Source organism: Kitasatospora sp. NPDC059577, assembly GCF_042735475.1.
In the GTDB taxonomy this organism is placed as follows: domain Bacteria; phylum Actinomycetota; class Actinomycetes; order Streptomycetales; family Streptomycetaceae; genus Kitasatospora.
The window spans coordinates 1-26726 of sequence record NZ_JBHWBZ010000013.1; the positions used below are offsets into that span (position 1 = coordinate 1).

General features: G+C 75.2%; 23 protein-coding genes. 17 read left to right on the top strand and 6 right to left on the bottom strand.

What is annotated here, in order from left to right; translation table 11 throughout:
* Positions 1 to 128 precede the first annotated feature (128 nt).
* Positions 129 to 452 carry a hypothetical protein gene (locus ACFV0O_RS13520; protein ID WP_380340613.1) on the bottom strand — a complete coding sequence of 108 codons (324 nt, stop codon included), beginning with the start codon at positions 450 to 452 and terminating at the stop codon, positions 129 to 131.
* Between the two features lie 238 nt (positions 453 to 690).
* Between ACFV0O_RS13520 and ACFV0O_RS13525 the strand changes: the two genes are divergently transcribed.
* The 6 genes from ACFV0O_RS13525 to ACFV0O_RS13550 all read left to right on the top strand — a co-directional run bounded on the left by ACFV0O_RS13525 (position 691) and on the right by ACFV0O_RS13550 (position 10844).
* Complete coding sequence (locus ACFV0O_RS13525) at positions 691 to 2646, top strand: ATP-binding protein (protein WP_380340616.1); 1956 nt, start codon at positions 691 to 693, stop codon at positions 2644 to 2646.
* A 61-nt stretch (positions 2647 to 2707) separates the two neighbouring features.
* The gene (locus tag ACFV0O_RS13530) at positions 2708 to 5065 is read left to right on the top strand and encodes a tetratricopeptide repeat protein (protein ID WP_380340619.1); all 2358 of its coding nucleotides are present in this window, start codon (positions 2708 to 2710) and stop codon (positions 5063 to 5065) included.
* 305 nt (positions 5066 to 5370) lie between these two features.
* Positions 5371 to 6024 (top strand): DedA family protein, encoded by a 654-nt coding sequence (locus ACFV0O_RS13535; protein ID WP_380340621.1) that lies wholly within the window; start codon positions 5371 to 5373, stop codon positions 6022 to 6024.
* A gap of 206 nt (positions 6025 to 6230) precedes the next feature.
* A complete protein-coding gene (locus ACFV0O_RS13540; protein ID WP_380340624.1) occupies positions 6231 to 8117 on the top strand; it encodes a threonine/serine exporter ThrE family protein in 1887 nt (628 codons plus the stop codon).
* An 88-nt stretch (positions 8118 to 8205) separates the two neighbouring features.
* Positions 8206 to 9279, top strand: coding sequence for a hypothetical protein (locus ACFV0O_RS13545; protein ID WP_380340627.1), 1074 nt, complete (start codon positions 8206 to 8208; stop codon positions 9277 to 9279).
* A gap of 266 nt (positions 9280 to 9545) precedes the next feature.
* On the top strand, positions 9546 to 10844 hold the full coding sequence (locus ACFV0O_RS13550; RefSeq protein WP_380340630.1) for a C40 family peptidase: 1299 nt from the start codon (positions 9546 to 9548) through the stop codon (positions 10842 to 10844).
* A gap of 206 nt (positions 10845 to 11050) precedes the next feature.
* On the opposite strand, the gene ACFV0O_RS13555 is transcribed toward ACFV0O_RS13550, so the two are convergent.
* Entirely contained in the window at positions 11051 to 11374 is a 324-nt protein-coding gene (locus ACFV0O_RS13555) for a hypothetical protein (RefSeq protein WP_360252643.1), read from the bottom strand.
* Positions 11375 to 11493: 119 nt separating this feature from the next.
* On the opposite strand from ACFV0O_RS13555, the gene ACFV0O_RS13560 reads away from it, so the two are divergent.
* The gene (locus tag ACFV0O_RS13560; protein ID WP_380340632.1) at positions 11494 to 12015 is read left to right on the top strand and encodes a GNAT family N-acetyltransferase; all 522 of its coding nucleotides are present in this window, start codon (positions 11494 to 11496) and stop codon (positions 12013 to 12015) included.
* 40 nt (positions 12016 to 12055) lie between these two features.
* Complete coding sequence (locus ACFV0O_RS13565) at positions 12056 to 13336, top strand: GNAT family N-acetyltransferase (protein WP_380340635.1); 1281 nt, start codon at positions 12056 to 12058, stop codon at positions 13334 to 13336.
* 289 nt (positions 13337 to 13625) lie between these two features.
* On the opposite strand, the gene ACFV0O_RS13570 is transcribed toward ACFV0O_RS13565, so the two are convergent.
* The gene (locus tag ACFV0O_RS13570; RefSeq protein ID WP_380340637.1) at positions 13626 to 14426 is read right to left on the bottom strand and encodes a TetR family transcriptional regulator; all 801 of its coding nucleotides are present in this window, start codon (positions 14424 to 14426) and stop codon (positions 13626 to 13628) included.
* A gap of 183 nt (positions 14427 to 14609) precedes the next feature.
* On the opposite strand from ACFV0O_RS13570, the gene ACFV0O_RS13575 reads away from it, so the two are divergent.
* On the top strand, positions 14610 to 15155 hold the full coding sequence (locus ACFV0O_RS13575; protein WP_380340640.1) for a GNAT family N-acetyltransferase: 546 nt from the start codon (positions 14610 to 14612) through the stop codon (positions 15153 to 15155).
* A 91-nt stretch (positions 15156 to 15246) separates the two neighbouring features.
* Here ACFV0O_RS13575 and ACFV0O_RS13580 read toward each other — a convergent pair whose 3' ends face one another.
* A complete protein-coding gene (locus ACFV0O_RS13580) occupies positions 15247 to 15726 on the bottom strand; it encodes a macro domain-containing protein (RefSeq protein WP_380340642.1) in 480 nt (159 codons plus the stop codon).
* Positions 15727 to 15735: 9 nt separating this feature from the next.
* The gene (locus ACFV0O_RS13585; protein ID WP_380340645.1) at positions 15736 to 17157 is read right to left on the bottom strand and encodes an MFS transporter; all 1422 of its coding nucleotides are present in this window, start codon (positions 17155 to 17157) and stop codon (positions 15736 to 15738) included.
* Between the two features lie 113 nt (positions 17158 to 17270).
* On the opposite strand from ACFV0O_RS13585, the gene ACFV0O_RS13590 reads away from it, so the two are divergent.
* The gene (locus ACFV0O_RS13590; RefSeq protein WP_380340647.1) at positions 17271 to 18251 is read left to right on the top strand and encodes a LysR family transcriptional regulator; all 981 of its coding nucleotides are present in this window, start codon (positions 17271 to 17273) and stop codon (positions 18249 to 18251) included.
* A gap of 202 nt (positions 18252 to 18453) precedes the next feature.
* Here ACFV0O_RS13590 and ACFV0O_RS13595 read toward each other — a convergent pair whose 3' ends face one another.
* Positions 18454 to 19065 (bottom strand): YceI family protein, encoded by a 612-nt coding sequence (locus ACFV0O_RS13595; protein WP_380340649.1) that lies wholly within the window; start codon positions 19063 to 19065, stop codon positions 18454 to 18456.
* Positions 19066 to 19248: 183 nt separating this feature from the next.
* Here ACFV0O_RS13595 and ACFV0O_RS13600 point away from each other — a divergent pair, with 183 nt between their 5' ends.
* From ACFV0O_RS13600 to ACFV0O_RS13630, 7 genes are all read left to right on the top strand, one after another.
* On the top strand, positions 19249 to 22425 hold the full coding sequence (locus tag ACFV0O_RS13600; protein WP_380340651.1) for a DEAD/DEAH box helicase: 3177 nt from the start codon (positions 19249 to 19251) through the stop codon (positions 22423 to 22425).
* Positions 22422 to 22613, top strand: a complete 192-nt coding sequence (locus ACFV0O_RS13605) for a hypothetical protein (RefSeq protein ID WP_380340654.1) — start codon at positions 22422 to 22424, stop codon at positions 22611 to 22613. The genes ACFV0O_RS13600 and ACFV0O_RS13605 overlap by 4 nt, the downstream gene beginning before the upstream one ends.
* A gap of 33 nt (positions 22614 to 22646) precedes the next feature.
* On the top strand, positions 22647 to 23582 hold the full coding sequence (locus ACFV0O_RS13610; RefSeq protein ID WP_380340656.1) for an RNA polymerase sigma-70 factor: 936 nt from the start codon (positions 22647 to 22649) through the stop codon (positions 23580 to 23582).
* A gap of 34 nt (positions 23583 to 23616) precedes the next feature.
* Positions 23617 to 24729: a MerR family transcriptional regulator gene (locus tag ACFV0O_RS13615; RefSeq protein WP_380340659.1), complete on the top strand. Its 1113-nt coding sequence runs from the start codon at positions 23617 to 23619 to the stop codon at positions 24727 to 24729.
* 87 nt (positions 24730 to 24816) lie between these two features.
* Positions 24817 to 25620: an alpha/beta fold hydrolase gene (locus tag ACFV0O_RS13620; protein WP_380340662.1), complete on the top strand. Its 804-nt coding sequence runs from the start codon at positions 24817 to 24819 to the stop codon at positions 25618 to 25620.
* Between the two features lie 79 nt (positions 25621 to 25699).
* A complete protein-coding gene (locus tag ACFV0O_RS13625) occupies positions 25700 to 26107 on the top strand; it encodes a helix-turn-helix transcriptional regulator (RefSeq protein WP_360252681.1) in 408 nt (135 codons plus the stop codon).
* Positions 26108 to 26109: 2 nt separating this feature from the next.
* Positions 26110 to 26664, top strand: a complete 555-nt coding sequence (locus tag ACFV0O_RS13630; RefSeq protein WP_360252684.1) for a hypothetical protein — start codon at positions 26110 to 26112, stop codon at positions 26662 to 26664.
* Positions 26665 to 26726 lie beyond the last annotated feature (62 nt).

A 26726-nucleotide genomic window follows, 5' to 3' on the forward strand; every position in this document is an offset into this window, starting at 1 on the left:
GGCCGCGGGGCCGGGCGCCCGGGGCCCCGCCCCGGGGGGCGCGGGCCTCCCCCCGGGGGGGGCGGGGGCCCCCCCCGGGGGGGCGGGGGCGGGCCCCCCGGCCCGGAAGGCTCGGTACCGGACAGGACCTAGTAGAGGACGTGCGGGTAGTACACCCGGGCGTCGACGTTGCCGTTGCCCTGCAGGGCGCCGATGTTCCCGCCGTTTCCGGTCACCGCGAGGCCGTTGTTCTGGTTGCTCGCACCCGAACCGGTCGCCGTCTGTTGGGTGTTGACCACGTTGCCATTGACGCTGCCGACGACGTTGCCGCTGCCGGCGTTGCTGACGACGCTGCCGTTGGAGTGGTCGATCGCGGCGGCGCCGTTGTCGGCGTGCGCGGTGGCGGCGCCGAGGCCCACGAGGAGGAACGCCCCGAGGGCGGTGACGGCGGCGGCTGCGCGAATACGGGACACGCTGGTCTCCCTGACTGGAGGTGCGAATTGTGGCGCCGTCCGGAGTGGCCGCTCCGGGGGCGCCGTTGCCTGACGTCGCCCGTTCAGCATTCACCAGCGGTGTGGACGAACTCCACCGAACGGGTGGCAATTCCCCCGATGGTGGCGATCTGGTCAATTGGGAGTTGACCGCAATCCGTCATTCCGTCAAGAAGAAAGAAATGGTCGGCGGATTGTCGCACTGGCACACTGGGGACCCATGTCTGAAGGTGTCCCGCCCGAGCCCACCCCCGTCGAGGAACTGCGGACGACCGAGGTCGATCTCGGCGGCCTGGTGAACGTCCTCGCCACCCACCTCTACTCCACCCCGCTGGTGGCCCTGCGCGAACTGGTCCAGAACGCGCACGACTCGCACACCCGCCGGCTCCTGGAGGACCCGGAGGGCGACCACCGCCCGCTGATCCGGGTGCGCGCCGACTCCGCCCGGCGCACCGTCGCCATCGAGGACACCGGCGCCGGACTCACCGAGCCGGAGATCCACTCCTACCTGGCCACCGTCGGCACCGGCTACACCCGCATGCTGCGCGAACTGACCGGCAACCAGGAGCTGATCGGCGCCTTCGGGCTGGGCTTCCTGTCCGCCTTCTCGATCGCCGACGAGGTCACCGTCACCACCACCTCGCACCGCGAGCCGACGCTCGGCCACCGCTACCGCAGCCGCGGCGGCGAGCAGTACCGGGTCGAGCCGGCGCCCGCCAGGCCCCGCCCCGGCACCGTGGTCGAGCTGGCGCTCAAGGCCGAGCACGCCCACCTCGCCGACGAGGACGCCCTGCGCGAGATCCTCGGCCGCTACTGCGTGCTGCTCCCGATCCCCGTCCACGTCGGCGACGACGAGCGGCCCGTCAACTCCGTCGAGGTGCCCTGGCGCCAGGAGGCCCTCCCGTCGCCCGCCTCCACCCCTGACCGGGACGCTCCGCGCCGCCCCTCCGACGGCGACCGGTACGCGGCCCGGATGCGCTTCGCCGCCGCCTTCGGCCGCCGCTTCGAGCCGCTCACCGCCTTCCCGGTCCACCCGGTCGACGGCACGACGGACGCGATCGGCCTGCTCTGGGTCCAGGACGGCGGCACCTACGGCAGCAGCGACAACCGCGACCTCGCCGTCTACCTGCGCGGCATGCTGCTCGCCGAGGACGCCCGCGAACTGCTGCCCGGCTGGGCCGGGTTCATCGGCGGCGTGGTCGAGTCCAACCGGCTCACCCCCACCGCCAGCCGCGAGGACCTCCAGCGCGACGAGCACTACCGCGCGCTCCGGAAGGCCCTCACCGACGCCATCGTGGAGGGCCTGTACGAGACGGCCCGGCTGCGGCCCGCCGCCTGGCGCCGCATCCTCGCCCGGCACGGCCAGGACCTGCTCGGCGCCGCGCTCTGCGACGAGCGGCTGTTCACCCTGCTCGCCGACGACGTCCCGGTGCCCACCTCGCAGGGCGACCTCACCGCCGGTGCGCTGCGCGCGGCGGGCGGGGGAGCGGTGCACGTCGCGCTCGGCAGCGGCGGCGGCTTCGAGGAGATGCTGTACCGGGCCATGCGGGTGCCGATCGCGCGCGGCGACCGGTACGCCGTGCTGCCGTTCCTGCGCCGCTACGCCCAGCTGCGCGGCTGCCGGCTGGTCGAACTGGGCAGCGAGCAGGGCAACCGCGAGCTGTTCCGCGACCCGGAGCGGCCGCTGCCCGACGGGGAGGCGGCCTGGCTGGCCGGCGCCCTCGCCGACCCGGGCGAGCAGCTCGTCGCGGCCCGCTTCGACCCGCCCGGTCTGCCGCTGGTGCTCGTCCCGGACCGCGAGGCCGAGCTGAAGGCCCGGATCGAGGACGACCAGGCGGACGCCCGGATCCCGTCCGCCGCGCTGCGGCTGGCCCGCGCCTTCACCGCCCGCACCGACGGCGCGGTCAGGGCCCGGCTCTACCTCAACCTGGACTGCCCGGCGGTCCGGGACCTGCTCGCCGCCTACCGCACCGGGCACACCGGCAGCGCCACCGCCGCCGGGCTGCTCCGCTCGCTCAAGGTGATCATGGCCGCGGCCTCGTCCGGCCCGACTGGGGGCGACCTCACCGCCGCGCTGGCCGGTGTCGGCACCGCGGTCTCCGCCCTGACCGCCGCCGTCCCGGCCGGCCTGCCGGACGTCCCGGACAGCCCCGGTGCGCTCCCGGGCGAAGCGTGACGGACGGACCGTCAGTGGTCCGCGGTAGACAATCCATCAGCACGACGCAGGGGGAAGAAGCATGACCACCGACATCTGGTCCTGGGTGCGGGACGCCCACCGGCAGCTGGCCGAGGCCGGCCACCACCGGCTTGCCGACGCCGTCGTCGAGCTGCCCGAGCTCGCCACCGAGGGCCGCAACGACCAGCTGGACGCGCTCTACCCCGAGGCGCTCGCCGCCGCGCGGTCGCTCGACCTGCCCTGGGTCGAGGTCTACCTGCGGCACTGGCGGCTGCAGAACCTGCTGAACAAGCGCCAGCAGGGCGAGGCGGTCATGCCCGAGGCGGTCGACCTGCTGGACTTCGCCCACCGGGAGGGGACCGCCGGCTGCCCGCAGTCCGTCTGCGTGGTCCAGGACTTCGCGATCTGCCACGCCCGGGTCGACGGGCCCGGCTACGTGACCGAGCGGCTGGAGGTGGTCGGCGAGACGCTCGGCCGGATCGAGCCCGGCCGCGCCTGCTACGACTGCCTCTCCCGCGAGTACTCCGACGCCCTGGAGGACGACGGCCGGGCGGCCGAGGCGCTCGACCACCTGGACACCGCGGCCCACCGGATGCGGGCCGCCGGCCAGCGGGTCTCGCTGCGCTTCCACCAGTCCCGGGCCGGGACCCTGCACCTGCTGGGCCGGTACCAGGAGGTGCTGGAGCTGCTCGACACCGCCGAGAAGGCGGAGCAGGCGCAGGGCCACCGGCTGGACGAGCGCGACCGGCGCTGGGGCGCCCTGCTGCGGGCCCGCGCGCTCGCCGCGCTCGGCCGCACGGAGGAGGCGCTCGCCCTGCTCCCCGACCGTGCCGAGGCCGAACAGCACGCGGACCTGCGGCCCACCTGGACGCAGACGGTCGAGCTGCTGGTCGCGGCCGGCGCGTGGGAGAACGACGCCGAGCTGGGCGCCGCGCTGGCCGGCTGGGTGGGCTACCTGGACGACGCCGGTGCGCACCGCCCCTGCGTGGACCTGCTGCTGGCGGCGGGTCGGCTCGCCCTCGCCCGCGGCGCCCGCACGGTGGCACTGACCCTCGCCGCGACCGGGCAGCGCAAGCTCACCCGGTTGCGGCGCACCGACGGCGTGGCGGAAGAGGTCGCGGCCCTGCGCGCGGCCGCCGAAGCACTGCCGCAGCCCGAGCTGCCCGTTCCGCCGGACGAGCTGGCGGCGTACCTGGCCGAGGCCGGGGTGCCCGTCGAGACCGGCGTCGACCTGCTCTCCGTCGCCCTGGACCGGTACCGGGGCGAACAGGCCGGCGCCACCGGAACGACGGTGCAGCTGGCCACCCTGCTGGGCGGCCTGGGCCACGCCCGCGCCGCGGCCGACCTGCTGTGGCAGCGGCTGGAGGCCGACCCGGAGGACCGGGAGCTGACCGGCACGCTCGGCGAGATGCTGATCGGCGCCCGGGACGCCGACGGCGTGCGCCGCCTCGCCGACCGGCTGGCCGTCACCGCACCCGCCGACGCGCACTGGACCCGCGCCCGCTGGGCCGTCGCCGAGAGTCGCTGGGCCGAGGCGCTGGAGCAGTGCGAGGCGATCCTGGCGCTGGACGACGCGGTGCTCAACACCCGGCGCCTCGCCGCCCGGGCCGCCACCGAGCTGGGAGACCACGCGACCGCGCAGCGGCTCCACCAGGAGCTGCTGGAGCGCGCGCTGCCCGCCGGGGAGGTCGCGGAGGAAGAGAGTCACCGGACGGTCCAGGAGCCCGACCTCTGGCACCTGATCACCGCGGCCACCGCCAACCGGGACTGGGCCGTGGTCCGCTCCACCGGCGCGCTGCTGGGCATCGAGTTCGACGAACCCGAGGGCCCGGTCGACGAGGAGTGGCAGCTGGTCACCGTCCGGGCCACCCGCACCAACGGTGCGACGGCCGACCTGCCCGCCGTCCGGACCGGTCCGGCCACCGCCCGCATCCTGCCGGTGCTCGGCGAGGACCTGACGCTCAACCACGGCGACGTGGTGGTCTTCGCCCCGGCACTGCTGGAGCGCCCGCCGGCCGAGGACGCCGACGAGGAGGAGCGGCAGCACTGGCGTCCGGCGTTCGAGCTGCTCACCCTGCTCGACCCGGCGGGGTACACCACCTACTGGATCGACGGCGGCTGGCCCGGCGACGAACCGTGGGGCACCCTGCGCGAGCGGCTGCAGGAGGCCGGCTACGCGGTCTGGGCGTACAGCGGGGACCAGTACCGGATCACCGACCCGGCGGACGACGACGAGACGCTGCCCGGGATCTACGCCGCGCTCGGAGTGCCGCCGACGGCCTCGGCCGCCGAGGCCGACGCGCTGCTGCACCGGCTGACCGGCCACTGGCCGCACCCGCTCGCCTGGGCGACCCTCGCCGAGGCGGCCGGCGCGGACGTCGCCCGGCACGAGGAGATCGTCGAGCGCTACGGCCTCTGACGGCCGTCGGCCACCGCCGGCGGCCACGCCGGGCGGAAGCCGCACCGACGCACCGGCGACCTCCGACCGCACCGGCGACCTCCGACCGCACCGGCGACCTCCGACCGCACCGGCCCCGGCGGGCCGCCCCTTCCCGGGGCCCTCGCCGGGGCCGGTGCGTTCCCGGCCGGGCCCGGAGCGGTGCGTTCCCGGCCGGGTTCGGAGCCGGTCCGCCCCCCTCCCGGGAACCATTCGACCGGGGTGCGAGTCTTTGTCAATGCTTTACCTTTCCATTGCCAAGACTCGACCTCCGGAGTTCCCGCACCGTGACCAGCCTCGCCCTCGGCCCGTCCTGGCTCGACCCGACCACCCTGATCTCCACCTTCGGTCTGCTCGGCATCCTGGCCGTCGTCTTCGCCGAGTCCGGCCTGCTGATCGGCTTCTTCCTGCCCGGCGACTCGCTGCTGTTCACCACCGGACTGCTGGTGGCCGGCGGCACCTACCTGCACCAGCCGCTCTGGCTGGTCTGCACGCTGATCGTGGTCGCGGCGGTGGCGGGGGACCAGGTCGGCTACCTCTTCGGCCGCAAGGTCGGCCCGGGCCTGTTCCGCCGGCCCGACTCCCGGGTGTTCAAGCAGGAGAACGTCGAGAAGGCCGCCGCCTTCTTCGAGCGGCACGGGCCCAAGGCGATCGTGCTGGCCCGCTTCGTGCCGATCGTGCGCACGTTCACGCCGGTCGTCGCCGGGGTGAGCAGGATGAACTACCGCAGCTTCGTGGTGTTCAACCTGGTCGGCGGCGTCCTGTGGGGCGGCGGGGTCACCGTGCTCGGCTACTTCCTGGGGCAGATCCCGTTCGTCCGGGACAACGTCGAGGCGATCCTGGTCGGCATCGTGCTGGTCTCGGTGGTCCCGGTGGCGATCGAACTGCTGCGGGCCCGCCGGTCCGGCGGGGACCGCGTCTCCGGCCACCGCGCCGGGTAGGCGCCCGCCGCCGGGGCCGCGGGACGTCGCGTACATGTGCGTCGGGCTGTTCGATCAGGCAAGGTGTAACCCGAGATCGAGCGGTGGCCGGCGGCCACCAGGGGTGGCGAGGAGCGGAAGTGCCTAAGCGGGGCCGACCGGGTGCGGGCAAGCGGGCGAGGGGAGGCCGGGCGGTCCGCCGGACGCGGCAGACACCCCCGCAGCCGGTGCACCCCGCCGACGCCCCGCCCACCGAGGGCCTGCTCGGCCACCCCGCCCCGCTCGTCGAGCCCACCATCGTCATCCCGCTCGCCCCGCCCGTGCCGGAGACCAGGGGCCTGCTCGCGCCCGAGCCCGAGCCGCAGCCGGAGCCGCTGCCGGAGCCCGAGCCGCAGCCGGAGCCGCTGCCGGAGCCCGAGCCGCTGCCGGAACCGCTGCCCGAGCCGCTGCCGGAACCGCTGCCCGAGCCGCTGCCGGAACCGCTGCCCGGGCGGACGGCCGGTCCGTCCGCCGAGCCGCACCCCGAGCTCACCGTCGAGGTCCGCCCCCAGGGTGCCCGGTCCGGCCCGCCGCGCCCGGCCCGCCGTCGCCCGCTCGTCGAGGACACCCTGACCCCCGAGGAGTGGCGGGCCGCCGGCTACACCCCACCGACCGGCATCCCGGTCGCCGACCTGACCGCCGGCGCCCCCGGCGAGGCGCCCTGGCCGGACCGGATGCGCACGCTGCTGCGCACGCCGATGTCCGAGCGCCCGGCCTTCGAGCGGACCGCCCGCGAGCTGCACCCCTCGGCCGGCACCGCCCGCAACGTCCCGCGCATCCTCGACCTGACCCTGCGCATCGGTGAGCTGCTGCTGGCCAGCGGCGAGGCCGCCGAGGACGTCGAGGCGGCGATGCTCGGCATCGCGCACGCCTACCGGCTGGACCGCTGCGAGCCGCAGGTGACCTTCACCCTGATCGGCATCTCGCACCAGCCCTCGCTGGTCGAGCCGCCGGTCACCGCCGACCGCGTGGTGCGCCGCCGCACCTCCGACTACACCCGGCTGAACGCCGTCTACGAGCTGGTCGCGGACATCACCGCGGAGAAGGTGACGGTCAACGACGCCTACCGCCGGCTCGCCCTGATCCGCCGCAACCGGCACCCGTACCCGGCCTGGATGCTCGCGCTGACCACCGGCCTGCTGGCCGGCGCGGCGACCTTCCTGGTCGGCGGCCGGATCGACGACAAGGCCTGGCTGGTCTTCGCCAGCGCCTTCATCGCCGCCGTCCTCGGCGACCGGCTGGCCTCCGCGCTGGCCCGGCGCCGGCTGCCGGAGTTCTACCAGTTCGTGGCGGCCGCGATGCCGGCCGCCGCCTCCGGGATCATCCTGTCCTTCAACGACTGGGGCCTGCGCGGTTCGGTCGTGATCACCGGTGGCCTGTTCGCCCTGCTGCCGGGGCGCGCGCTGGTGGCCGCCGTCCAGGACGGGCTGACCGGCTTCTACATCACCGCCGCGGCCCGTCTGCTGGAAGTGATCTACCTGGTCGCGGGCATCGTGATAGGCGTCATGGTGATCCTCTACCTGGGCGTCGGCTTCGAGGCGAAGCTGCGGCCGGACGAGAGCCTGGCGGGGATCAGCTCCCCGCCGGTCCAGATGGTCGCCGCGATGCTGCTGACCCTGGCCTTCGCGACCCTGCTGCAGACCGACCGCCGCTCGCTCGCCCTGGTGACGGCCAACAGTGGCATCGGCTGGGCCAGCTACGGCGCGCTGGTGTACAACGCGGGCGTCAACCCGATCGCGGCGACCGGGGTGGCGGCCGGCCTGGTCGGTCTCTTCGGCCAGCTGATGGCGCGCTACCGCAACGATTCGGCGCTGCCCTACGTGACCGCCGCGATCGGCCCGCTGATGCCGGGTTCGGCGCTCTACCTCGGGATGCTGGCCTTCGCCCAGGGGCACTCCAGCGCCGGTCTGGTGTCGGTGTTCCGGGCGGCGGCGATCGCGATGGCGCTGGCGGTCGGGGTGAACCTCGGCGGGGAGATAGCCCGGTTGTTCCTGAAACCGCCGGTCGGCGCCGAGCTTCCCTCGTTGTACCCGGTGATGCCGCGCCGGGCGGCCAAGCGCACCCGGGGGTTCTGACCGCGCGTCGACCCGGGTCGGAGGCCCGTCGGGCCCCGGGGCACGTGAGGGCAGGCAGGACGCAGGACCAGGAACGAAGGTAAGGCGCATGACCACACTGCTGGACAGCTACCGCGAACACATCGTCAACGCGCACAAGCAACCGCTGTTCCTGCTGCTGGTCGGCTTCATCACGTCCTTCGTGTTCATCCGGTTCAGCGTCCGGATGATCCGCGCGAAGGTGCGCTGGTGGCCGGGCAACGTGACTCCCGGCGGCCTGCACATCCACCACATGGTGTTCGGGCTGGGCTTCCTGCTGCTCGGCGGCATCGGGGTGTTCGCGACCTACGGCGGGCAGCCGTGGATGAACTGGTTCGGGCTGGCCTTCGGCATCGGCTGCGGCCTGGTGCTGGACGAGTTCGCGCTGATCCTGCACCTGGACGACGTGTACTGGGGGGAGCAGGGCCGCAAGTCGGTGGACGCGGTGATCTTCGGGATCCTGTTCACCGCCCTGCTGCTGATCGGGTACGTGCCGTTCGGCGCGCTGCCGGGCGAGGACACCCGGTGGGGTCTGATCACGGTGATCTCGGTGAACGCGCTCGCCTCGGTGATCACCCTGCTGAAGGGCAAGGTGTGGACCGGCCTGCTCGGGATCATGGTCCCCGGCCTGTCCTGGATCGGCGCGATCCGGCTGGCCCGTCCGAGCAGTCCCTGGGCCCGCTGGCGGTACACCACGCGCCCCCGGCGCCGGGCGCGCGCGCTGCGGCGCGAGCGCCTGTTGCACCGGCGCGCGGACCGGGCCCGCACCTGGCTCTTCGACCTGATCGCCGGCGCCCCCGACAAGGTGCCGGTCAACCACCCCGCCGCCCATCGGGTCGCCGAGCGGATGTCCGCCCGGGCCACGGCCCACCTCGACGCGCACGCCGCCCGGGCGCTGGCCCGCCGTCAGGCCCGGCTGGCGGACCGCCGCTCGGCGGCGGCCGCCGGGGCGACGGCCAAGCCCCCGGCCGGGGAGGGTCCGGCGTACGGGGCCGGACCGGGCCGCTCCCACCGGGCGCAGCAGCGCCGCCGCTCGGTCCGGGCGGGGCGCAGCCGGACCTACGCCGTCGGGCCGACGGGGCTGGAGCGCCGGCCGGAGCGACACCCCCGGCTGCGGACGCACACGCGCCGGATCCACCGGTAGTTCGTGCACCCCGGGTGCCCTGCCGGAGGCGGGGGCCGGTCGGATCATCCGATGGTCACCCGACCGGCGGAGCGCTTTGCGGCTACGAGGGCCGCCGGAATTGAGAACATGAGCGCCATGTGACCGTTCTGTCACGTGATGGGATGATCCGTCGGATTCCCGGCCGCCCGGCCACCGCCGCCGCCCGAGCGCCGTTCGCCCCCGTGCGCCATCCGCCGCGCGCCGTCCGCCGCCGTCCCCTCCGGACCCGTGAGAAGGGATGCCGCATGGCGCGCAGGTTCCTGCCGACCCTCCTGCTGTCGCTCACCGCCCTGTTCGGGCTGCTCCCCACCGCCCAGGCCGCACCGGCGACCGGCGACCCGGCCGTCGGCGACCCGGCGGCCGGCCGGGCCCGGGGCGAGGAGCCCTACCCGAGCACCGAGGAGATCGACCGCGCCCGCGCCGAGGCCGCGGGGAAGACCGCCGCCGCCGCGGCCCTGGAAGCCGCGCTGACCGCCGCCAGGGCCGAGCTCGACCGGGCCGGGCGCGGCGCCGACCAGGCCGTCGAGGCCTACAACGGCGCCCGGCTCGCCCTCACCCGGGCGCGCACCGAAGAGGGCGCCGCCGTGCAGCACGCCGCCGCCGCCGAGGCCGAGCGGTCGGCCGCCGCCGAGGACGCGGCCCGGCTCGCCGCCGAGACCTACCGCCAGGGCGCGGGCGCCGAACTGTCCGCCTTCGACGCGCTGCTCGGCGCCCACGGCCCGCGCGAGGCGGGCGACCGCGCCGTCGCGGTCGGCCAGGCCGGCGCACGCACCCGGCAGGTCCTGGACGCCGCCACCGCCACGGCCGCCGCCGCCCGCAGCGCCTCCGACGCCGCCCGGACCGCCACCGGGGCCGCCGAGAAGGCCGCCGCCGAGGTCGGCGCGGCCAGGACGCGGGCCGAGCAGCGACTGGCCGCCCAGCAGGGCGAGGTCGCCGCCGCCACCCGGCACCGCGAGCAGCTGCTCACTGAACTGGCCGCCGCCCGGAACACCACCGTCGAGCTGGAACGCGAGCGCCGCGACGCCCTGGAGGCGATCGCCGCCCGCGAGGCCGAGGCCGCCGCCCGCGCCGCCGCCGAGCAGGCCGCCCGGGAGGCCGAGGCCGCCGAAGCCGCGGCAGCCGCGGCCAGGGCCCCCGCCGCACCGCCCGCCGTGCCGACCGAGCCGCGCCCGTGGTCCGCCGAGGGCGCGGCCGCCGCGGTCGCCTTCGCCAAGTCCAAGATCGGCCTGCCCTACGTCTGGGGCGGCGAGGGCCCGGACGGCTACGACTGCTCGGGGCTGACCATGATGGCGTGGCGCGAGGGCGGCCGGGAGCTCAACCACTTCGCCGCCGACCAGTACGCCCAGAGCTCCCGGATCGACTACCGCCGGCTGCGCCCCGGGGACCTGGTGTTCTGGACGGACACCGGGCGCGCCGCCGACATCCACCACGTCGGGCTCTACGTCGGCGACGACCAGATGATCGAGGCCCCGCGCGCGGGCATGCCGATCAAGCAGGCCAGCCTCTGGATCATGGGCACCCCGGACTTCTACGCCCGGCCGTGAGCCCGGACTGCGGTGCGGGCCGTGCCTCGGCCGGCGCCTGCTCGGGGTACCGCCCCGGACCGTCACCGCGCTCCACCGCCGGCCGGCGGCGAGCAGCGCCGCGACCAGGTCCGCGCGGACGGCCGTCCGTTCCGGTCGGCGCAGTCGGAGCGCCCGGCCGCGATCCGGGCCCCTCGCCCACCGCCGTCCGGCGGACCGTCCGCGGGCTACCGGTCGAGCAGGGCGCCGAGCTCCTCGCGGCAGGCGCGCAGCCCCGTGCCGGTCCAGAGCCAGGCGGCACAGAGCGGGAGCGTCAGGAGGGCGACCGCGACCGCTCCGCCGATCCGGCCGATGACCTGCGAGTCGCAGATCTCCTGAAGGTGGAAGCCGAGCGGCTCGTAGAAGGCCGGCGAGCCGCAGTCCCCGTCGACCGGGGAGAGGACCAGCCAGGCCGCCCAGAGCCAGCCGAGGACCGTCAGCCCGCCCAGCGCCTTCGCCGTCGTGCTCCGGCCCTCGTACTCCTTCAGCTTGCGGAGGTACTCGTCGTCCATGGCTCCCCCCGGGAGGTCGTCCGTACCTGAACCGCCACGAGGATGGCAGTACGGGAGCCCCCGCGCCAATGTCGGCGGTCGGCGGTAGCGTGGCCGCCCGGACCGGCTGAGGAGGCGTCATGCTGTTGCGCGATGTGCGGGCGGAGGACGACGGGGCGTACGTTCGTATGCGCTGTGACCCGTTGATGATGGCCGAGTTGGGCGGCCCGCTGCCCCGGGAACGGGTGGCGGAGCGGCTGCGCAAGGATCTGGTCGAGGTGGCGGCGGACCGCTGCTGGATCAAGATGATCGTCCCGGACGGCGCCGAGGACGGCGAGGTCGCGGGCACGGTGACGCTCTGGTCGGACGAGGAGGACGGCGCGACGGTCTCCGAGATCGGCTGGATGGTGCTGCCCGGGTACCAGGGCCGCGGGCTCGCCAAGGAGGCCGTCCGCCGGGTGCTGGACGCCGCCGCCGCGGACGGCCGCTGGGGCCCGGTGCACGCCAACCCCGGGGTCGCCAACGGCCCGTCCAACGGGATCTGCCGGGCTCTCGGCTTCCGGCTGCTCGGCGAGCGGGACCTGGACTTCGCCGACCGCGTCCTGCACACCAACCACTGGGTGGTGGTCCCCGGGGAGCACGTCGGGTCGGGCACGGAATAAATCGGGTGCCGTCGCCGGGGGGCCGCCGTACGGTGGCCCCATGGGCAACAGCACCGATCACACGGCCGTCCACACCGTCGACGGGCTCCGGGTGCGGGCGATCACCGAGGACGAGGTGGCGGCCTGGGACCGCGCGCTGGTCCTCGGATTCATGCGTCCGCACGTGAGCAGCGCGGCGGACGTACGCCGCCGGCAGTGGGAGCCGGGCCGGCTGCTGGCCGGCTTCGACGGCGACCGCCAGATCGCCACCTTCCGCAGCTACGACGCGGAGCTGACCGTCCCCGGCGGGGCCGTCATCACGGCCGACGCCATCACCCACGTCACGGTCAGCGCCACCCACCGCCGCCGTGGCCTGCTCAGCACGATGATGCGCCGGGACCTCTCGGCCGCCGCCGAGCGCGGCACGTCGGTCGCCATCCTGATCGCCGCCGAGTACACCATCTACGGCCGGTTCGGGTTCGGCCCGGCGACCCGGGGCGCCGGCTGGCGCGTCGACCTGCGCCGCGCCCGGGGCCTGCGCGAGGGACTGCCGGGCGTCCCCGGCGGCCGGATCGACTTCGTGACCATGGCGGAGCTGCGCGAGCTCGGGCCGGGCCTGCACGAGCGCTGGCGGCGCACCCAGCCGGGCGCGATCGACCGCGACGAGCTGTGGTGGCAGCGCACCAGCGGTGAGGTCCAGGTGCCGGGCTTCGACTTCAAGGAGCCGTTCGCGGCCGTCCACCGGGACGCCGACGGGACGGTCACCGGGCTGGTGGTCTACCGGGTCGACGACAAGTGGGACGGCGACTACCCCGACTGCACGCTCACCGTCCAGGAGTTCATCGCCCTCGACCTGCCGACCACGGTCGAGCTCTGGCGTTTCCTGATGTCCGTCGACTGGGTGGCCAGGATCGCGATGGGCAACGCCTCCCCGGACGACCCGCTGCCGCTGCTGCTCCAGGACCGGCGCGCGGCCACCCCGCACGAGGAGAGTTCCGACTTCACCTGGCTCCGGGTGCTGGACGTCGAGGCCGCGTTCGGCGCACGGACCTACGGTGCCCCCGGCCGGGTGGTGCTGGAGGTGGACGACAAGCTCGGCTTCGCGTCCGGCCGTTGGGCGCTGGAGGTCGCCGCGGACGGCACCGGCCGCTGCACCCGCAGCACGGACGACGCCGACCTCGCCCTCGGCGCCTCGGAGTTGGGCTCGCTCTACCTCGGCGCGGAGACGGCCTCCAGGCTGGCGGCGGCCGCCCTGGTCACCGAACTGCGCCCGGGTGCGGCCGCCGCCGCGGACCTGCTGCTGCGCACTCCGCTGCAGGCCTGGAACCCGGACAACTTCTGAACCGACCGGGTCCACCGAGGCGGCAACCCGATCGGCGGGGGCACACCCCGTGGGCCGCGTGGGACCTTGCTCGGCGTTCATGCGGCTGCGCCGACAGCGCCCGGACCGCCCCCCTTCGAGGACTGGCGGCGCGGTCGGGAGCGGCCGGCGGGCACAGGCTCGATTCCCCGGAGAACCCGGTGCCGCGCCGATGCCGAGGCCTGTCGGTGGGATCGAGCACCCCGGCGTCATGGCCGGGCGCTCCCGACCTCGGGAGCGCCCGGACACCTCATCCCTGGTTCAAGCCGCCCTACTTGACGGCGGTTTTCCCGATGGTGGGGAGGATGAAGTCCTGAATCAGCCCCTTGGCATCGCGGACGATCGGCCGGAACACCCGGTAGCGGGACAGGTTGATCACCCGAGCCGCCATGGGGGTGGACCGGCGGACGAATTCCCGGGTCCGCTCGGTGTCCTCGGTGCGGTCGAAGACCCAGTACAGGACGACGACCATGAGGTGCAGCCAGAGCACGTCGGGCAGCAGCTCGACCAGCTCGGCGTCCAGCTTCGGCGCCAGCTCCGAGCCCTGCAACACCTCGCGGAACAGTTCCACGGCGGTTGCCCGCGCCGGGTGCGACTCGTTGGAGAACGGGCTCAGCGAGCTGGTCGGGTCGGCGGCCGTCCGGAAGAACTGCGCGGCGAACTCGTGGTACGGCGCGGCCGTGTCGAGCCAGGACTCCAGTGCGATCTGCAGCCGCTCCGAGAAGTCCCGGGTGCCGGCCATGCGGGTCCTGGCGTCCGCCGCATGGTCGTAGGTCATTCGGTCGTAGAACCCCTGGATCAGGAATTCCTTCGCCGCAAAATAGTAGTAAGCATTGCCGACCGAGACGCCCGCCTCGGTGGCGATGGCGCGCATGGTGGTCTTCTCGTAGCCGCGCTCCTGGAACAGCCGCATGGCCGTCTCCAGGATCAGGGCTCGAGTCGCCTCACTCTTGTCGGTCTTCGGCTGCGCCCGGCCGCCGGGCAGGGGCCCGGCCTCCGCGCCGGGTGCGGCCGGGTCCTCGGCCGTACCGTTCTTGCCGTCCGTTCGGTTCGTCGCTGCCAGGTCGTCCACGGGACCGAGCCTAGCCGGAGACGAGGTTCCACCCGGTGTCGGTGTTCGTGGCACCGGATGTCCCCTCCACACCCGGTGCCACGCACACCACCCCCTGCGATTCGAACACGTTCAAAATCTTGGCAGAACTGTAGACGCTTCGGTTGAACATGTTCAACTCCATCTCTGTGGGAGGCTGGTCACATGATCAGTTCAGGCCAGGCCGTCATCCGGCGCGGTGGCCCCCGGGATTCCGGGGCCGTCGCCGAACTGCACGCTCACAGCTGGCGCACCGCCTACCGGGGGATCGTCCCGGAGGAGGCGCTCGGTGACGGGATGGCCGCCCAGCGGCGCGAGCTGTGGGAGCTGCGCCTGGACGCGGATTACGGCGGGCCGGAGAACACGCCCGAACTGTTGGTCGCCGAACGGGGCGGGGAGTTGGACGGGTTCGTCTACCTCGTCCCGCAGCCCGACGGTCGGGTGCTGATCGACAACCTGCACGTGCGCCCCGGCCTGACCGGCGGCGGCATCGGCCGCGCGCTGGTGGCCGCGGCCCGTGCCTTCGTCGCCGAGCGGCACCCCGGGGCGGAACTCTTCCTGGAGGTGCTGCGCGACAACACCCGCGCGGTCGCCTTCTACGAACGCGAGGGCGCCGTGCGGGTCCGGGCGCAGGAGGGCGTCTTCCCGGGCGGGTTCGTGCTGCCCGAGTACGTGTACGCCTGGCCGGGTCGACAGGCGCCGTCGTCGTAGGGGTCGGTCGGAGATGGTTCCGGTCCGGAACCACTCCTGGTCGGAGTCGGACCGGGCGCGGACGGGCCCGGGTGGACGTGGACGTGGTGGATCAGTCGAAGTCGTAGACGGTCACCGGCACGCCGCGCGCCGTCAGCCGGGCGGTGACCAGCGGTTCGACCTTCTCCCAGCGCCCGCCCGCCAGGCCGCAGCCGATCCGCGGCATGTGGACGGAGGCGCCGAGTTCGAGCGCGCGGTCACCCAGCGCGGCCAGCCCGGCGTCGATCGCCTCGTACCGCACCGGCACCCCGGTGGAGCGCCCGGTCCGGATGCCGCGCTGGCCGACCAGGTTGGCCACCCAGACGTACGGCGCGACCCGCACCACTTGCAGGGCGCCGAGGCCGAAGTCGTTCTTCGCCCGTTCCCGGTGCCAGCGTCGGAACGCGGCCTCGGGCTCGGGCCAGCGTCTGGAGAGCGCGAGCACGAAGCCCTTGCCCCAGCCGCCGAGGTCGTTGCAGACGTGCGCGATCACCTTCACGCCCTTGCCGACGGGCGCGGTGGCATCGCCTCGGACGTAGGTGATTTCTGCCATGACCCGACGTTAGACGGAGGCACTGACAGCCCGCTCGGAATTTTCCGCCGCTGCGCCGCAAGCGCCGCTCGGCGCCGGGAAGTTCACCGATCCCGGCGCGGGTGCTGAGCCCGATCCCGATCCCGATCCCGACCCCGGCGTGGCCTCCGTCCCTGCCCCCGGCTCCGGCCCCGACGCCGACGACCCGCCCGCCCGCAGGTGTCGCCGCCCGGTCAGCGCGATCAGCAGCGCGACGGCGGCCGCCGAGGCGGGCAGGGCGTAGCCGGTCCCGGGGGCGGCGTGCTCGGCGACCGTCCCGGCGAGCGCCGCGCCGGCCGAGATGCCGACCACGATGCCGGACACCGCCATCGCCATGCCCTCGTTGAACTGCCGCTGCGGCAAGAGCTCCTGGACCAGCGTCATCCCGGTGACCATGGTCGGCGCGGTGGCCGTGCCGGCGGTGAACAGCACCACCCCGAGCACCCCGAGCCCGGCCCCGCCCAGCCCGGCGGCGAGCGGCAGCAGCAGGACCGCGGCCATCGCCGCCGCCCCGGTCAGGAAGCGGACGCCGGGCGCCCGGCGCGGCGTCAGCAGTCCGAACAGCAGCCCCGCCAGGCAGGATCCGGCCGCGACCAGGCCCAGCAGCGCGCCCGCCGCCGCCTTGTGTCCGAGCGCGTCGGCGTACGCCACGGTGGTGATCTCGGTCGCGCCGAAGACCATGCCGGTCGCCAGGAAGGTCAGCACGAGCACCCGCAGTCCGGGCACTCGCAGCGGGGAGCCGTGCCGCGGGCCGGCCGCCCCGGGCCCCGGTCCCGGCCCTGGCTCCGGCGCCGGGGCGGGGGGCAGCGGCGGTTCGGTGCGCCGCTGGGCGGCGAACAGCAGGGCGCCGGTGGTGCCCAGCGTGCCGGCGGTGATCAGCCCGGCCTCCGGGGCGAGCGTGGTGCACAGCAGCATGGCGAGCACCGGCCCGGCCATGAAGCAGAGTTCGTCCAGTGCCTGCTCGAAGGAGTTGGCCAGGTGCCGGGCGGCCGGGTCGTCCCGGTACAGGTGCGCCCAGCGGGAGCGGGCCATGCCGCCGAGGTTGGGGGAGGCGGCGCAGGCCGCGGAGCAGAGGTACAGCGTCCAGTCCGGCGCGCCGAACCGGACGCAGAGCAGCAGGCCGGTGAGCGGGACGGCGTTGTACAGCGTGGCCGGCACCGTCACCCGCGCCTGCCCGTACCGGTCCACCAGGCGGCCGATCAGCGGCATCCCGATCGCGCCGGTGACCAGCCCGGCCGCCGAGACCGTTCCGGCCAGGCCGTACGAGCCCCGCCGCTCGGAGAGCAGCACCACCAGCGAGACGCCGGTCATCGACAGCGCGAGCCGGCCGAGCAGCCCGGCGAGCGTGAAGGCGGCGGCGCCGGGGGCCGCGAACAGCCGCCGGTAGGAGGTGGGGAAGGCGCGCGGGGGCAATCGGGCTCCTGAACGGGAAGAGGGGGGATGCCCACAGCCTCGCGGCGGTGGCAGGCGGCCGTCCAACACCTGTTCCGACGCACTGACAACACGTTGTTGTTAATCTGCCGCGCATGCCCCGTGACCTGCACCCCCGCCTGCTCCGCGGCTTCGTCGCGACCGCCGAGACCCTGCACTTCGGCCGGGCCGCCGAGCGGCTGCACATCGCCCAGCAGGCGCTGAGCCGGGACGTCCGGGCCCTGGAGGGGCTGCTCGGCGGCGCGCTCTTCACCCGCACCACCCGCAGCGTCGAGCTCACCCCGGCCGGACAGCGGCTGCTGCCCAAGGTCCGCCGGCTCCTCGCCCTGCAGGACGAGATCCTGGCCGAGGCCGGCGCCGGAGCCGTGGCCCGGCCGCTGCTGCTCGACCTCAACAGCGACGTCACCGGGCCTGACCTCACCGCCGACCGGGTGCTCGAACGGGCCCGCGCCGCCTGGCCCGAGGGCGAACTGCTGGCCCGCTTCCACGGCGGCCTGGCCGCGGCCGCCGCCGAACTGCTGGCCCACCGGTTGGACGCCTCGTTCGGCCGCTTCGCCGGGCTCCCCGCCCCGGTGCGCGGCCGACTCGTCCAGCTGCCGGTCCGGTTGGAGCGGATCTCGGTGATGATGGCGGACACCCACCCGCTGGCGGGCCGGGCGGCGCTGAGCCCCGCGGACCTGGCCGGGCACCCCGTCGACGTCTGCGCGGGCAATCCGGCCACCACGGAGTGGGCCGACCTCGGCGTCCGGCTGCTGCGCGAGCACGGCCTCACGGCGGCGGACCCGTACGTGCCGCCGGTGGGTGTGGACGAGACCGCCCGCTACCTCGCCCGGCACGGGGATCCGATGCTGACCACGGTCGGCGGGCCGAGGATCCCGGGGACGGTGAACGTGCCGCTGGTCGACCCGGTGCCGCTGAGTCTGGTCAGCCTGGTGCACCGGCCCGGCGAGCGCCATCCGGGGCTGGACGCACTGGCCGCGGCGGCGGCCGGGCTGGGGGCGGCCGAGGGCTGGCTGCGCCGTCCGCCCGGCAGCTGGCTGCCGGACGCGGACGCGGTGCTGCTCCCGGCCGGGTAGCACGGCACGCGGCCGGAGCGGGGGTTCCGCGGCGGGACCGGGAGCCCGGGCCCGGACCGGGAGCCCGGGCCCGGACCGGGAGCCCGCCAGGGGCCGGGAAGCCGGGGCGGGCCCGGAACCGGTGGCGGTGGACGACGCCGCCCCTGCCCCGGGGGGAGGGGCAGGGGCGGGGCTCCTGGGGGCGCGGTCGGACCGTCCGGGGTCAGGCCGCCTTGACGGCGGAGATGTCGAAGCTGAGCTTGACCTTCTCGCCGATCAGGACGCCGCCGGTCTCCAGGGCGGCGTTGTAGGTCAGGCCGAAGGTGGTGCGGTCGACGACCGTCCTGCCCTCGAAGCCGACCCGCTCGGCGCCGTAGGCGTCGGTGGCGCTGCCGGTGTACTCCAGGTCCAGGACCACCGGGCGGGTGGTGTCCTTGATGGTGAGTTCGCCGGTCATCCGGTAGGTGTCGTCGTCGAGCTGCTCGGTGGAGGTGCTGCGGAAGCGGATCTCCGGGAAGGTCTCCGCGGCGAAGAAGTCGCCGGTGCGCAGGTGCTCGTCGCGCTGGGCCTGGTTGGTGTCGATGCTGGCGACCTTGATCACCAGGTCGGCCGAGGAGTTGTGCGGGGTGCTGCCGTCGAGGTGCAGCTTGCCGTCGTACTCGGTGAAACGGCCCTTGACGTTGGTCACCATGGCGTGGCGCACCGAGAAGCCGATCTCGCTGTGCGTGGTGTCGATCGCCCAGTCGCCGGTGAGGTGGGCGAGGTCCGGACCGGCCGGGGCCTGGACGGTGGTGGTGGCGGGGACGGTGGTCTTGGTGCGGTTGAAAAGGCCCATGGCTCCTCCTCGGGTCCGAAGCCATTTGTTTAGGCTTCAACTTGTTGGCTCCAGCGTAGGGCAACTTCGTTCAACTTTCAACCACAAGCCTGGGGCTTCCCCCGGACGGCCCAGCGGACCGGCCCTGTCGGTCCTCCCCGCTAGGCTGCGAAGGACCGGATCCACCCGCCCGGAAGGCCCCCGATGTTCGTCCTGCACGCGCTCTGGCGGACGGACGGGCAGCTGGCGCTCTGGGCCGAGGACGCCCGCGCCCACCCCGGCGCCACCGAACCGCACCCCGACCGGCCCGCCCCGCACGCCCACCCGTACGCCTGCCCCGCCGACGCACTGGCCGCCGTCCTCGGCGGCATCGGCCCGGGCCTCGGCTGGCTCGCCGGTCAGGCCCCCGAGCGCTGGGCCACCCTCCTGCTGCCCACCGTCGGCACCGTCCCCGCACCCTCCCCCGACCTGCCGGTCACCCCGCCGCGCGGTGGCGCGGTGCTCACCCCCTGGCGGGTACCGGCCCTGCTCTTCGACGCCGGGGCCGCCGCCCAGCTGCTCGGCGAGGTCTTCGACCCGCACTGGGCCGTCACCAGCACCGACCTGCCCGGCACCGGCCGGGTCGAGGTCGTCCACGGCCCCTCGCTGCGCTGGCTCACCGGGGTGCACGACCTCGCCTGGCGGACGGTCGGCCGGGGCCGCGTGCTGCCGCTGCCCGTCCTGGCCGACGGCCGCCCGCAGGCCCGCTGGCAGCCGGACCCGACGCCGTCCGCCCGCCGCGAGGCCGCCGCACTGGCGGCGGGCTGCCCGCCCGTCCTGCTGGGGGAGTGGCCGCACGGCGCCGGCACCGGGGAGGCGCTGCTGGAGGCCGCGCTGGGCGCGCTGGTGGACGCCGAGGCCCGCGCCGCCCTGCCCGACACCGCCTTCCCCGCGCCGGGGGAGGCCGTCGCCGAACACTGGCTGCGCGCGCTCACCACCCCCGACGGCCGGCTCGACGGCGTCCCGCCCGACGGCTTCGCCGAGCTGCGCCGCCGGATCGCCGCCTGGTACGCCGCGGCCGAACCCACCGACCCCGCGCTGCGCCTCTGCTTCCGCCTGGTCGAACCGCTCGGCCCCGACGCCGACGACCCCGAGGGCCGGCCCTCCGACGACGCCTGGCAGCTGGAGTTCCTGCTCCAGGCAGTGGCGGAGCCTTCCCTGCTGATCCGCGCGGCCGACCTGCACGAGGGCGGCGCCGCGCACGCCGCCCTCGCCCGCAAGAGCGCCGACCCGGCCGACGTCCTGGCCGCCGAACTCGCCCGCGCGGCCCACCGCTGGCCCGCCCTGGACGGGCTACGCCACCGCGCCCGCCCGTCCGCCCTGCCGCTGGACCGGGCCGGAGCGCTGGACTTCCTGCGCACCGCCGCACCGGCGCTCGCCGAGGGCGGTTTCGGCGTGCTGCTGCCCGCCTGGTGGCGCCGCCGCCCCAGGCTCGGCCTCGCCCTGCGCGCCACCACCCCGCCGGCCCCCGGCTCGCTCGCGGTGGGCAGCCAGGTGGACCGGGACACCGTGGTCGCCTTCCGCTGGCAGGCCGCGCTCGGCCCGGACGGCGCTCCGCTCACCGAGCGGGAACTGGCCGACCTGGCCGCCGCCAAGGAGGGCCTGGTCAGGGTGCGCGGCACCTGGCTGGAGGCCGACCCGGCGCAGATCGCCGCGGCGCTCTCGTTCCTCGCCGACCGCCGCGACGGCGTGTCGGCCGCCGCCGACCTGCTGCGGCTCGCCTTCGACCCGCAGGCCACGGTCGCCGGGCTGCCGGTCACGTCCGTCCACGCGGACGGCCCGCTCGGCGACCTGCTCGCCGGGCACGCCGACGCCGCCCCCGCACCGGTGCTGCCGCCGGACTTCCGGGCGGTGCTGCGCCCCTACCAGGAGCGCGGGCTGGCCTGGCTGCGGACGATGTCCGGGCTCGGCCTGGGCGCCGTCCTGGCCGACGACATGGGCCTCGGCAAGACCGTCCAGACCCTCGCCCTGCTGGCCGTCGAGAAGGCCGAGCAGCGGCCCGAGCAGTCGGAGCAGCCCGAGCAGCCGGAACGGTCGGAGGCCGGCACCGGTCCCACCCTGCTGGTCTGCCCGATGTCCCTGGTCGGCAACTGGCAGCGCGAGGCCGAACGCTTCGCCCCCGCCCTGCGGCGGTACGTCCACCACGGCGCCGGCCGCCTGGGCGCCGACCGGCTCGCCGAAGCCGTCCGGGGAGCGGACCTGGTCATCACCACCTACGGGTTGGTCCAGCGCGACCTCGCCGCCCTGCGCGCGATCCGCTGGCGCCGGGTGGTCGCCGACGAGGCCCAGCACATCAAGAACACCGGCACCGCGCAGTCCCGGGCGATCCGCGCCCTGCCCGCCGCCCGCCACCGGATCGCGCTCACCGGCACCCCGGTCGAGAACCGGCTCTCCGAGCTGCACGCCGTGCTGGACTTCGCCAACCCCGGTCTGCTGGGCCCGGCCGAGCGCTTCAAGGAGCGCTACGCGATCCCGGTCGAACTGCACCGCAGTCCCGAGCGCACCGCCGAACTCCGGCGCCGCACCGCCCCGTTCGTGCTGCGCCGGCTCAAGTCCGACCCGGCGGTGGCGGCCGAGCTGCCGGCGAAGCAGGAGATGACCGTCTGGTGCAACCTCACCGCCGAACAGGCCGGCCTCTACCAGGCCGTGGTCGCCGACCTGCTGCGCCGGGTCGAGGGGGTCCGGGGCGTGGAACGGCGCGGCACGGTGCTGGCCGCGATCGGCAAGCTCAAGCAGGTCTGCAACCACCCGGCCCAACTGCTGCACGACGGTTCGGTGGTGGGCGAGCGCTCGGGCAAGGTCGCCCGGCTGGCCGAGCTGCTGGAGGAGGCGCTGGCCGAGGGGGACCGCACGCTGGTCTTCACCCAGTACGCCGAGTTCGGCGCGATGCTCCGCCCGTACCTGGAGCGCCGGCTCGGCGCGGAGGTGCTCTACCTGCACGGCGGCCTGTCCCGGGCACGCCGGGAGGAGCTGGTGGACTGTTTCCAGTCCCCGGACGGGCCGGGGGTGTTCCTGCTCTCGCTGCGGGCCGGCGGCACCGGTCTCAACCTGACCGCCGCCAACCAGGTGATCCACCTGGACCGTTGGTGGAACCCGGCGGTCGAGGAGCAGGCCACCGACCGCGCCTTCCGGATCGGCCAGCGCCGGGACGTCCAGGTCCGCCGACTGGTCTGCGTCGGCACCGTCGAGGAGCGGATCGACGAACTCCTCGCGGCCAAGCGCTCGTTGGCGGAGACGGTGGTGGGGGAGGGGGAGCACTGGCTCACCGACCTGCCGGGCGAGGCGCTGCGCGAACTGGTCGCCCTCACCCGGGAGGACGCCGTGGCGGAGGAGGACGCGTGACCGAGCAGCCGAACCCCGTGGTCAACGTCGCCGCATACTGGCGCGGGGACTTCACCCTGCGCCCCGCCCCGCCCGAGGAGCAGTCGGACGAGCCCTCGCTGCGCCGCCTCGGCCGCTCCGGCATCACCGTCCACGGCCGCGACCTCGCCGCCCTGCTCGCCCCCGCGTACGACGTCTTCCGGGACTGAGGACCGCCGCTACCGTGCGGTAACGTCCCGGGGGTGACCGACATCCACGACACCCCGCCGACCGGCGAAGGCCCCGCCGACACCCGGCTGGCCGACTTCGAGCGGCACCGGCGGATGGTCTTCGGCATCGCCTACCGGATGCTCGGCAGCGTCGCCGACGCCGAGGACCTGGTCCAGGACACCTGGCTGCGCTGGAGCGGAGCCACCGGCCCGATCGCCGCCCCCGGCGGCTTCCTGGCCCGGACGGTCACCAACCTCGCGCTCAACCGGCTGGACTCGGCCGCCGTCCGTCGCGAGGCCTACGTCGGCCCGTGGCTGCCCGAGCCGCTGGTCACCGGGCCGGACGCGGCCGACGGCGTCGAACGGGCCGAGACCGTCTCGCTCGCCCTGCTGGTGGTGCTGGAGAGCCTGTCCCCGCTGGAGCGGGCGGTGTTCGTCCTCAAGGAGGCCTTCGGTTTCTCCTACCGGGAGATCGCCGAGGCCCTGGACCGCACCGAGAGCGCCTGCCGCCAGGTCGGCAGCCGGGCCCGGGCGCACGTCCGCGCCGGCCGGCCACGCTTCGACGCCCCGCCCGAGCTGCGCCGCCGCGCCACCGACGAGTTCCTGGCGGCCTGCGTCGGCGGCGACATCGGCCGGATGCTCGAACTGCTCGCCCCCGACGTGACCACCTGGAGCGACGGCGGCGGGGTGATCCGGGCGGCGCTGCGGCCGGTCAACGGCGCCGAGAACGTGGCCCGCTTCGTCCTCGGCGTGCTCCGGCAGCTGGGCGAGGACGCGGCCGTCCACCCGGTCCTGGTCAACGGTGAGCCCGGCCTGCTGGTCACCGTGGACGGCGCGGTCGACTCCGTCTCGGTGCTCGACTTCGTCGCGGGGACCGACGGCACGCTCCTGGTCTCCGCGATCCGCGCCGTCCGCAACCCGCACAAGCTCGCCCACCTGGCCGCCCCCGGCGCCGCCGGGCGGGCTTGACCCTCGACCAGGTCGAGCCCGCAGGGTGACCGGCATGGAGAGCGAGCTGCACAGCATCGGCGAGCTGGCCCGCGCCAGCGGCCTCGGCGTCGGCACCCTGCGCTACTACGACGGCGCCGAGGTGCTCACCCCCGCCTGGGTCGACCCGCAGACCGGCTACCGCTGGTACCGGCCCGGTCAGCTCGCCGACGCCCGGCTGCTGGCCAGGCTGCGCCGGGTCGGCCTGCCGCTGACCGGCATCCGCGCCGTACTCGGCGCCGCCCCCGGCGGCGACACGGCCTCCCGGGTGCTCGACGCGCACCTGCGGCGGCTGGAGGACGGCCTCGTCGACGCCCGTCGCGAACTCTCCCTGATCCGCGCGATGATCGACCAGAGGGAGCAGCCGATGACCACCGGGCCCGCCGACCCCCGACGCACCGCCCCGCGCGTCACCGTCCCCGCTGGCGGCCTGGCCGCCGCGCTGGACGCGGTCCGCTTCGCGGTCTGCGAGGACCCGGAACTGCCCTCCCTCGCCGGGGTGCTGTTCGAGCCGGACGGTCCGCTGCTGCGCCTGGTGGCCACCGACCGCTACCGGATGGCCTTCGCCGAGGTGCCCGCCTCCGGCGACGTGCCGGAGCGACCAGTGGCCGGCACGATCGTCCCGACCCCGCTGGTGGACGCGCTGCGCGCCCTGCTCGGCACCGGGGCCGGCGAGGTCGCGCTCACCCTCGGCGGCGGCATGGTCCGCGCCGAAGCGGGCGGACACCGGGTCGAGGGCGCCGCCCTGGACCACGACTACCCCGACCACCGCGCCCTCTCCAGGCTCGAACCGGAACACCGGATCACCGTCCCCGCCGCCGAACTGCGCGCCGCCGTCGAGACCGGCGTCACCCGCACCCTGCCCTCCGGCCCGCACGGCGTCGACTGCGAGGTCACCGTCCTCACCCTGACCGGGGACGGCCGGCTGGCCGTCGCCGCCGACCCGGCCCCCGAGGACGTCCGACTGGCCGTCAACCGGGACTTCCTCCTCGACGCGCTCGCCGCCGGACGGCCCGAGCAGCTCGTCCTCGAACTCGGCGGCCCGATCGCCCCGCTGGCCATCCGCACCCCGGGCGGGACGGGCACCTTCTCCGTCCTGATGCCGGTCCGCCTCCCCGAACCCGCCTGACCGGCCCGTCCGGGAACCTGCCTCGCCGGCCCGTCCGGGAACCCGCCTGACCGGCCCGTCCGGCGGGGGCTCTGGGAGGATCGCCGCATGAGCCAGTCCGCCGGTCGTCCCCCGTCCGAGGTCCACGTCCCCGCCCCCGGCGGAGGCCGGTTGTGGGCCGAGCGCGCCGGCTCCGGCAGCCCGGTGGTGCTGCTGCACGGCGCCGGCATGGACTCCCGGCTGTGGGACGCCGTCCTCCCGGAACTCGCCCGCCATCACGACGTGATCCGCTACGACGCCCGGGGCCTGGGCCGCTCCGCCGCACCGGAGCGGCCGTTCGACGACGTCGAGGACCTGCGCGCGGTGCTGGACCACTTCGGCCTGGCGCGGGCCGCGCTGGTCGGCCTGAGCATGGGCGGGGAGACCGCGCTGGACTTCGCCCTCGCCCACCCCGACCGGGTGGCCGCCCTCGGCCTGGTCGGCGCCTCGGTCAGCGGTCACGACTGGCCGCCGTCCCCGGAGACCACCGCCTACGCCGAGGCCCGCCGCCGGGGCGACGCGGCGGCACTGGCCGGTCTGGAGCTGTCCGTCTGGGCCGCCATGGGCCGGGCGGCGCCCGGCGGCGAGCTGATCGCGGCGATGGTCGAGGAGAACGCCGCCCGCCGCATCGTCAGTGAGCACTTCCTGGGCGGAGCCCCCGCGCGGTCCGCCGAAGCGCGCCTGGGCGAGGTCGCCGCCCCTGCCCTGGTCGTCCACGGCGACCGGGACCACCCGGAGATCGCGGCGATCGCGCAGCGGCTGGCGGCCGGCATCCCCGGCGCCCGGGGCCACCTCGTCCCGGCCGCCGACCACTACCTCCCGCTGCGCACCCCCGAACGGCTCACCGAGTTGCTGCTCGCCCACCTGGCCTGACCGGGCCCGCCGGTCCGACACGTTTGCTCCCGCTAGCACCCTGCTTGCATTTGCAAGCAGGGTGTTGCAGGCTGTCCGCATGGCCTCCCTCAACGTCGGCTCGCTCGGCGAGTACATCCGCGAGCAGCGCCGCAGCGCGCAGTACTCCCTGCGGCAGCTGGCGGAGGCCGCCGGCGTGTCCAACCCGTACCTCAGCCAGATCGAGCGCGGGCTGCGCAAGCCGAGCGCGGAGATCCTCCAGCAGATCGCCAAGGCGCTGCGGATCTCGGCGGAGACGCTGTACGTCCAGGCCGGGATCCTGGAGGAGCGGCGGGACGAGGGCCTGGAACTGCGGGCCTCGATCCTGGCCGATCCGCTGATCAACGAGCAGCAGAAGCAGGCGCTGCTCGCGGTCTACGACGCCTTCCTCAAGGAGAACGCCGCTCCGGCCCCCGGTGCGACGACCGACGGCTCAGCCACCCAGAACACCCACCGGGAGGACCGGTAACCATGCCGATCACCGACGAGATCAAGAAGACCCTCAGCGACCCGACCCCGCTGTACGCCCTGGCCGGCGCCGGGGACCTCGCGTACGAGAAGCTGCGCGAAGTGCCGGGCAAGGTCGAGGCGCTGGCGGCGGACCGCAAGGGCACGCAGGAGAAGGCCACCGCCAGGCTCCAGGAGGCGCAGTCGCTGCTGGCCGGCGCACCGGCCAAGGTCGGCGAGGCCGTCACCGCCCTGCCCACCGACCTCAAGGTGCTGCAGGAGCGGGCCCAGGGCTTCGCGCTGCAGCAGGTCGGCCGCGCGGTCGAGCTGGCGGTGAAGGCCAAGGAGACGTACGACGAACTGGCCGAGCGCGGCAAGGTCGTGGTGGAGAAGGCCCGCCCCGCCACCCCGGCCGAGGCGGCCGGGACCGTCGAGACCGTCGAACTGACGGAGCAGCCGGCCGGGTCCGAGCCCGTCGAGGCCGAGCCGGTCGCGGTCGAGCCGGCCGACGGTGTCGCCGCGCCCGCGCCGAAGAAGTCCGCCCGGGCCCGGAAGTCAGGCTCCGCCGCCGCGGAGTGACCGCGGAGTGAGCGGAGGCCCTCCGGGGAGGGCACATCCGGTGACCACGGAACGTTGACACC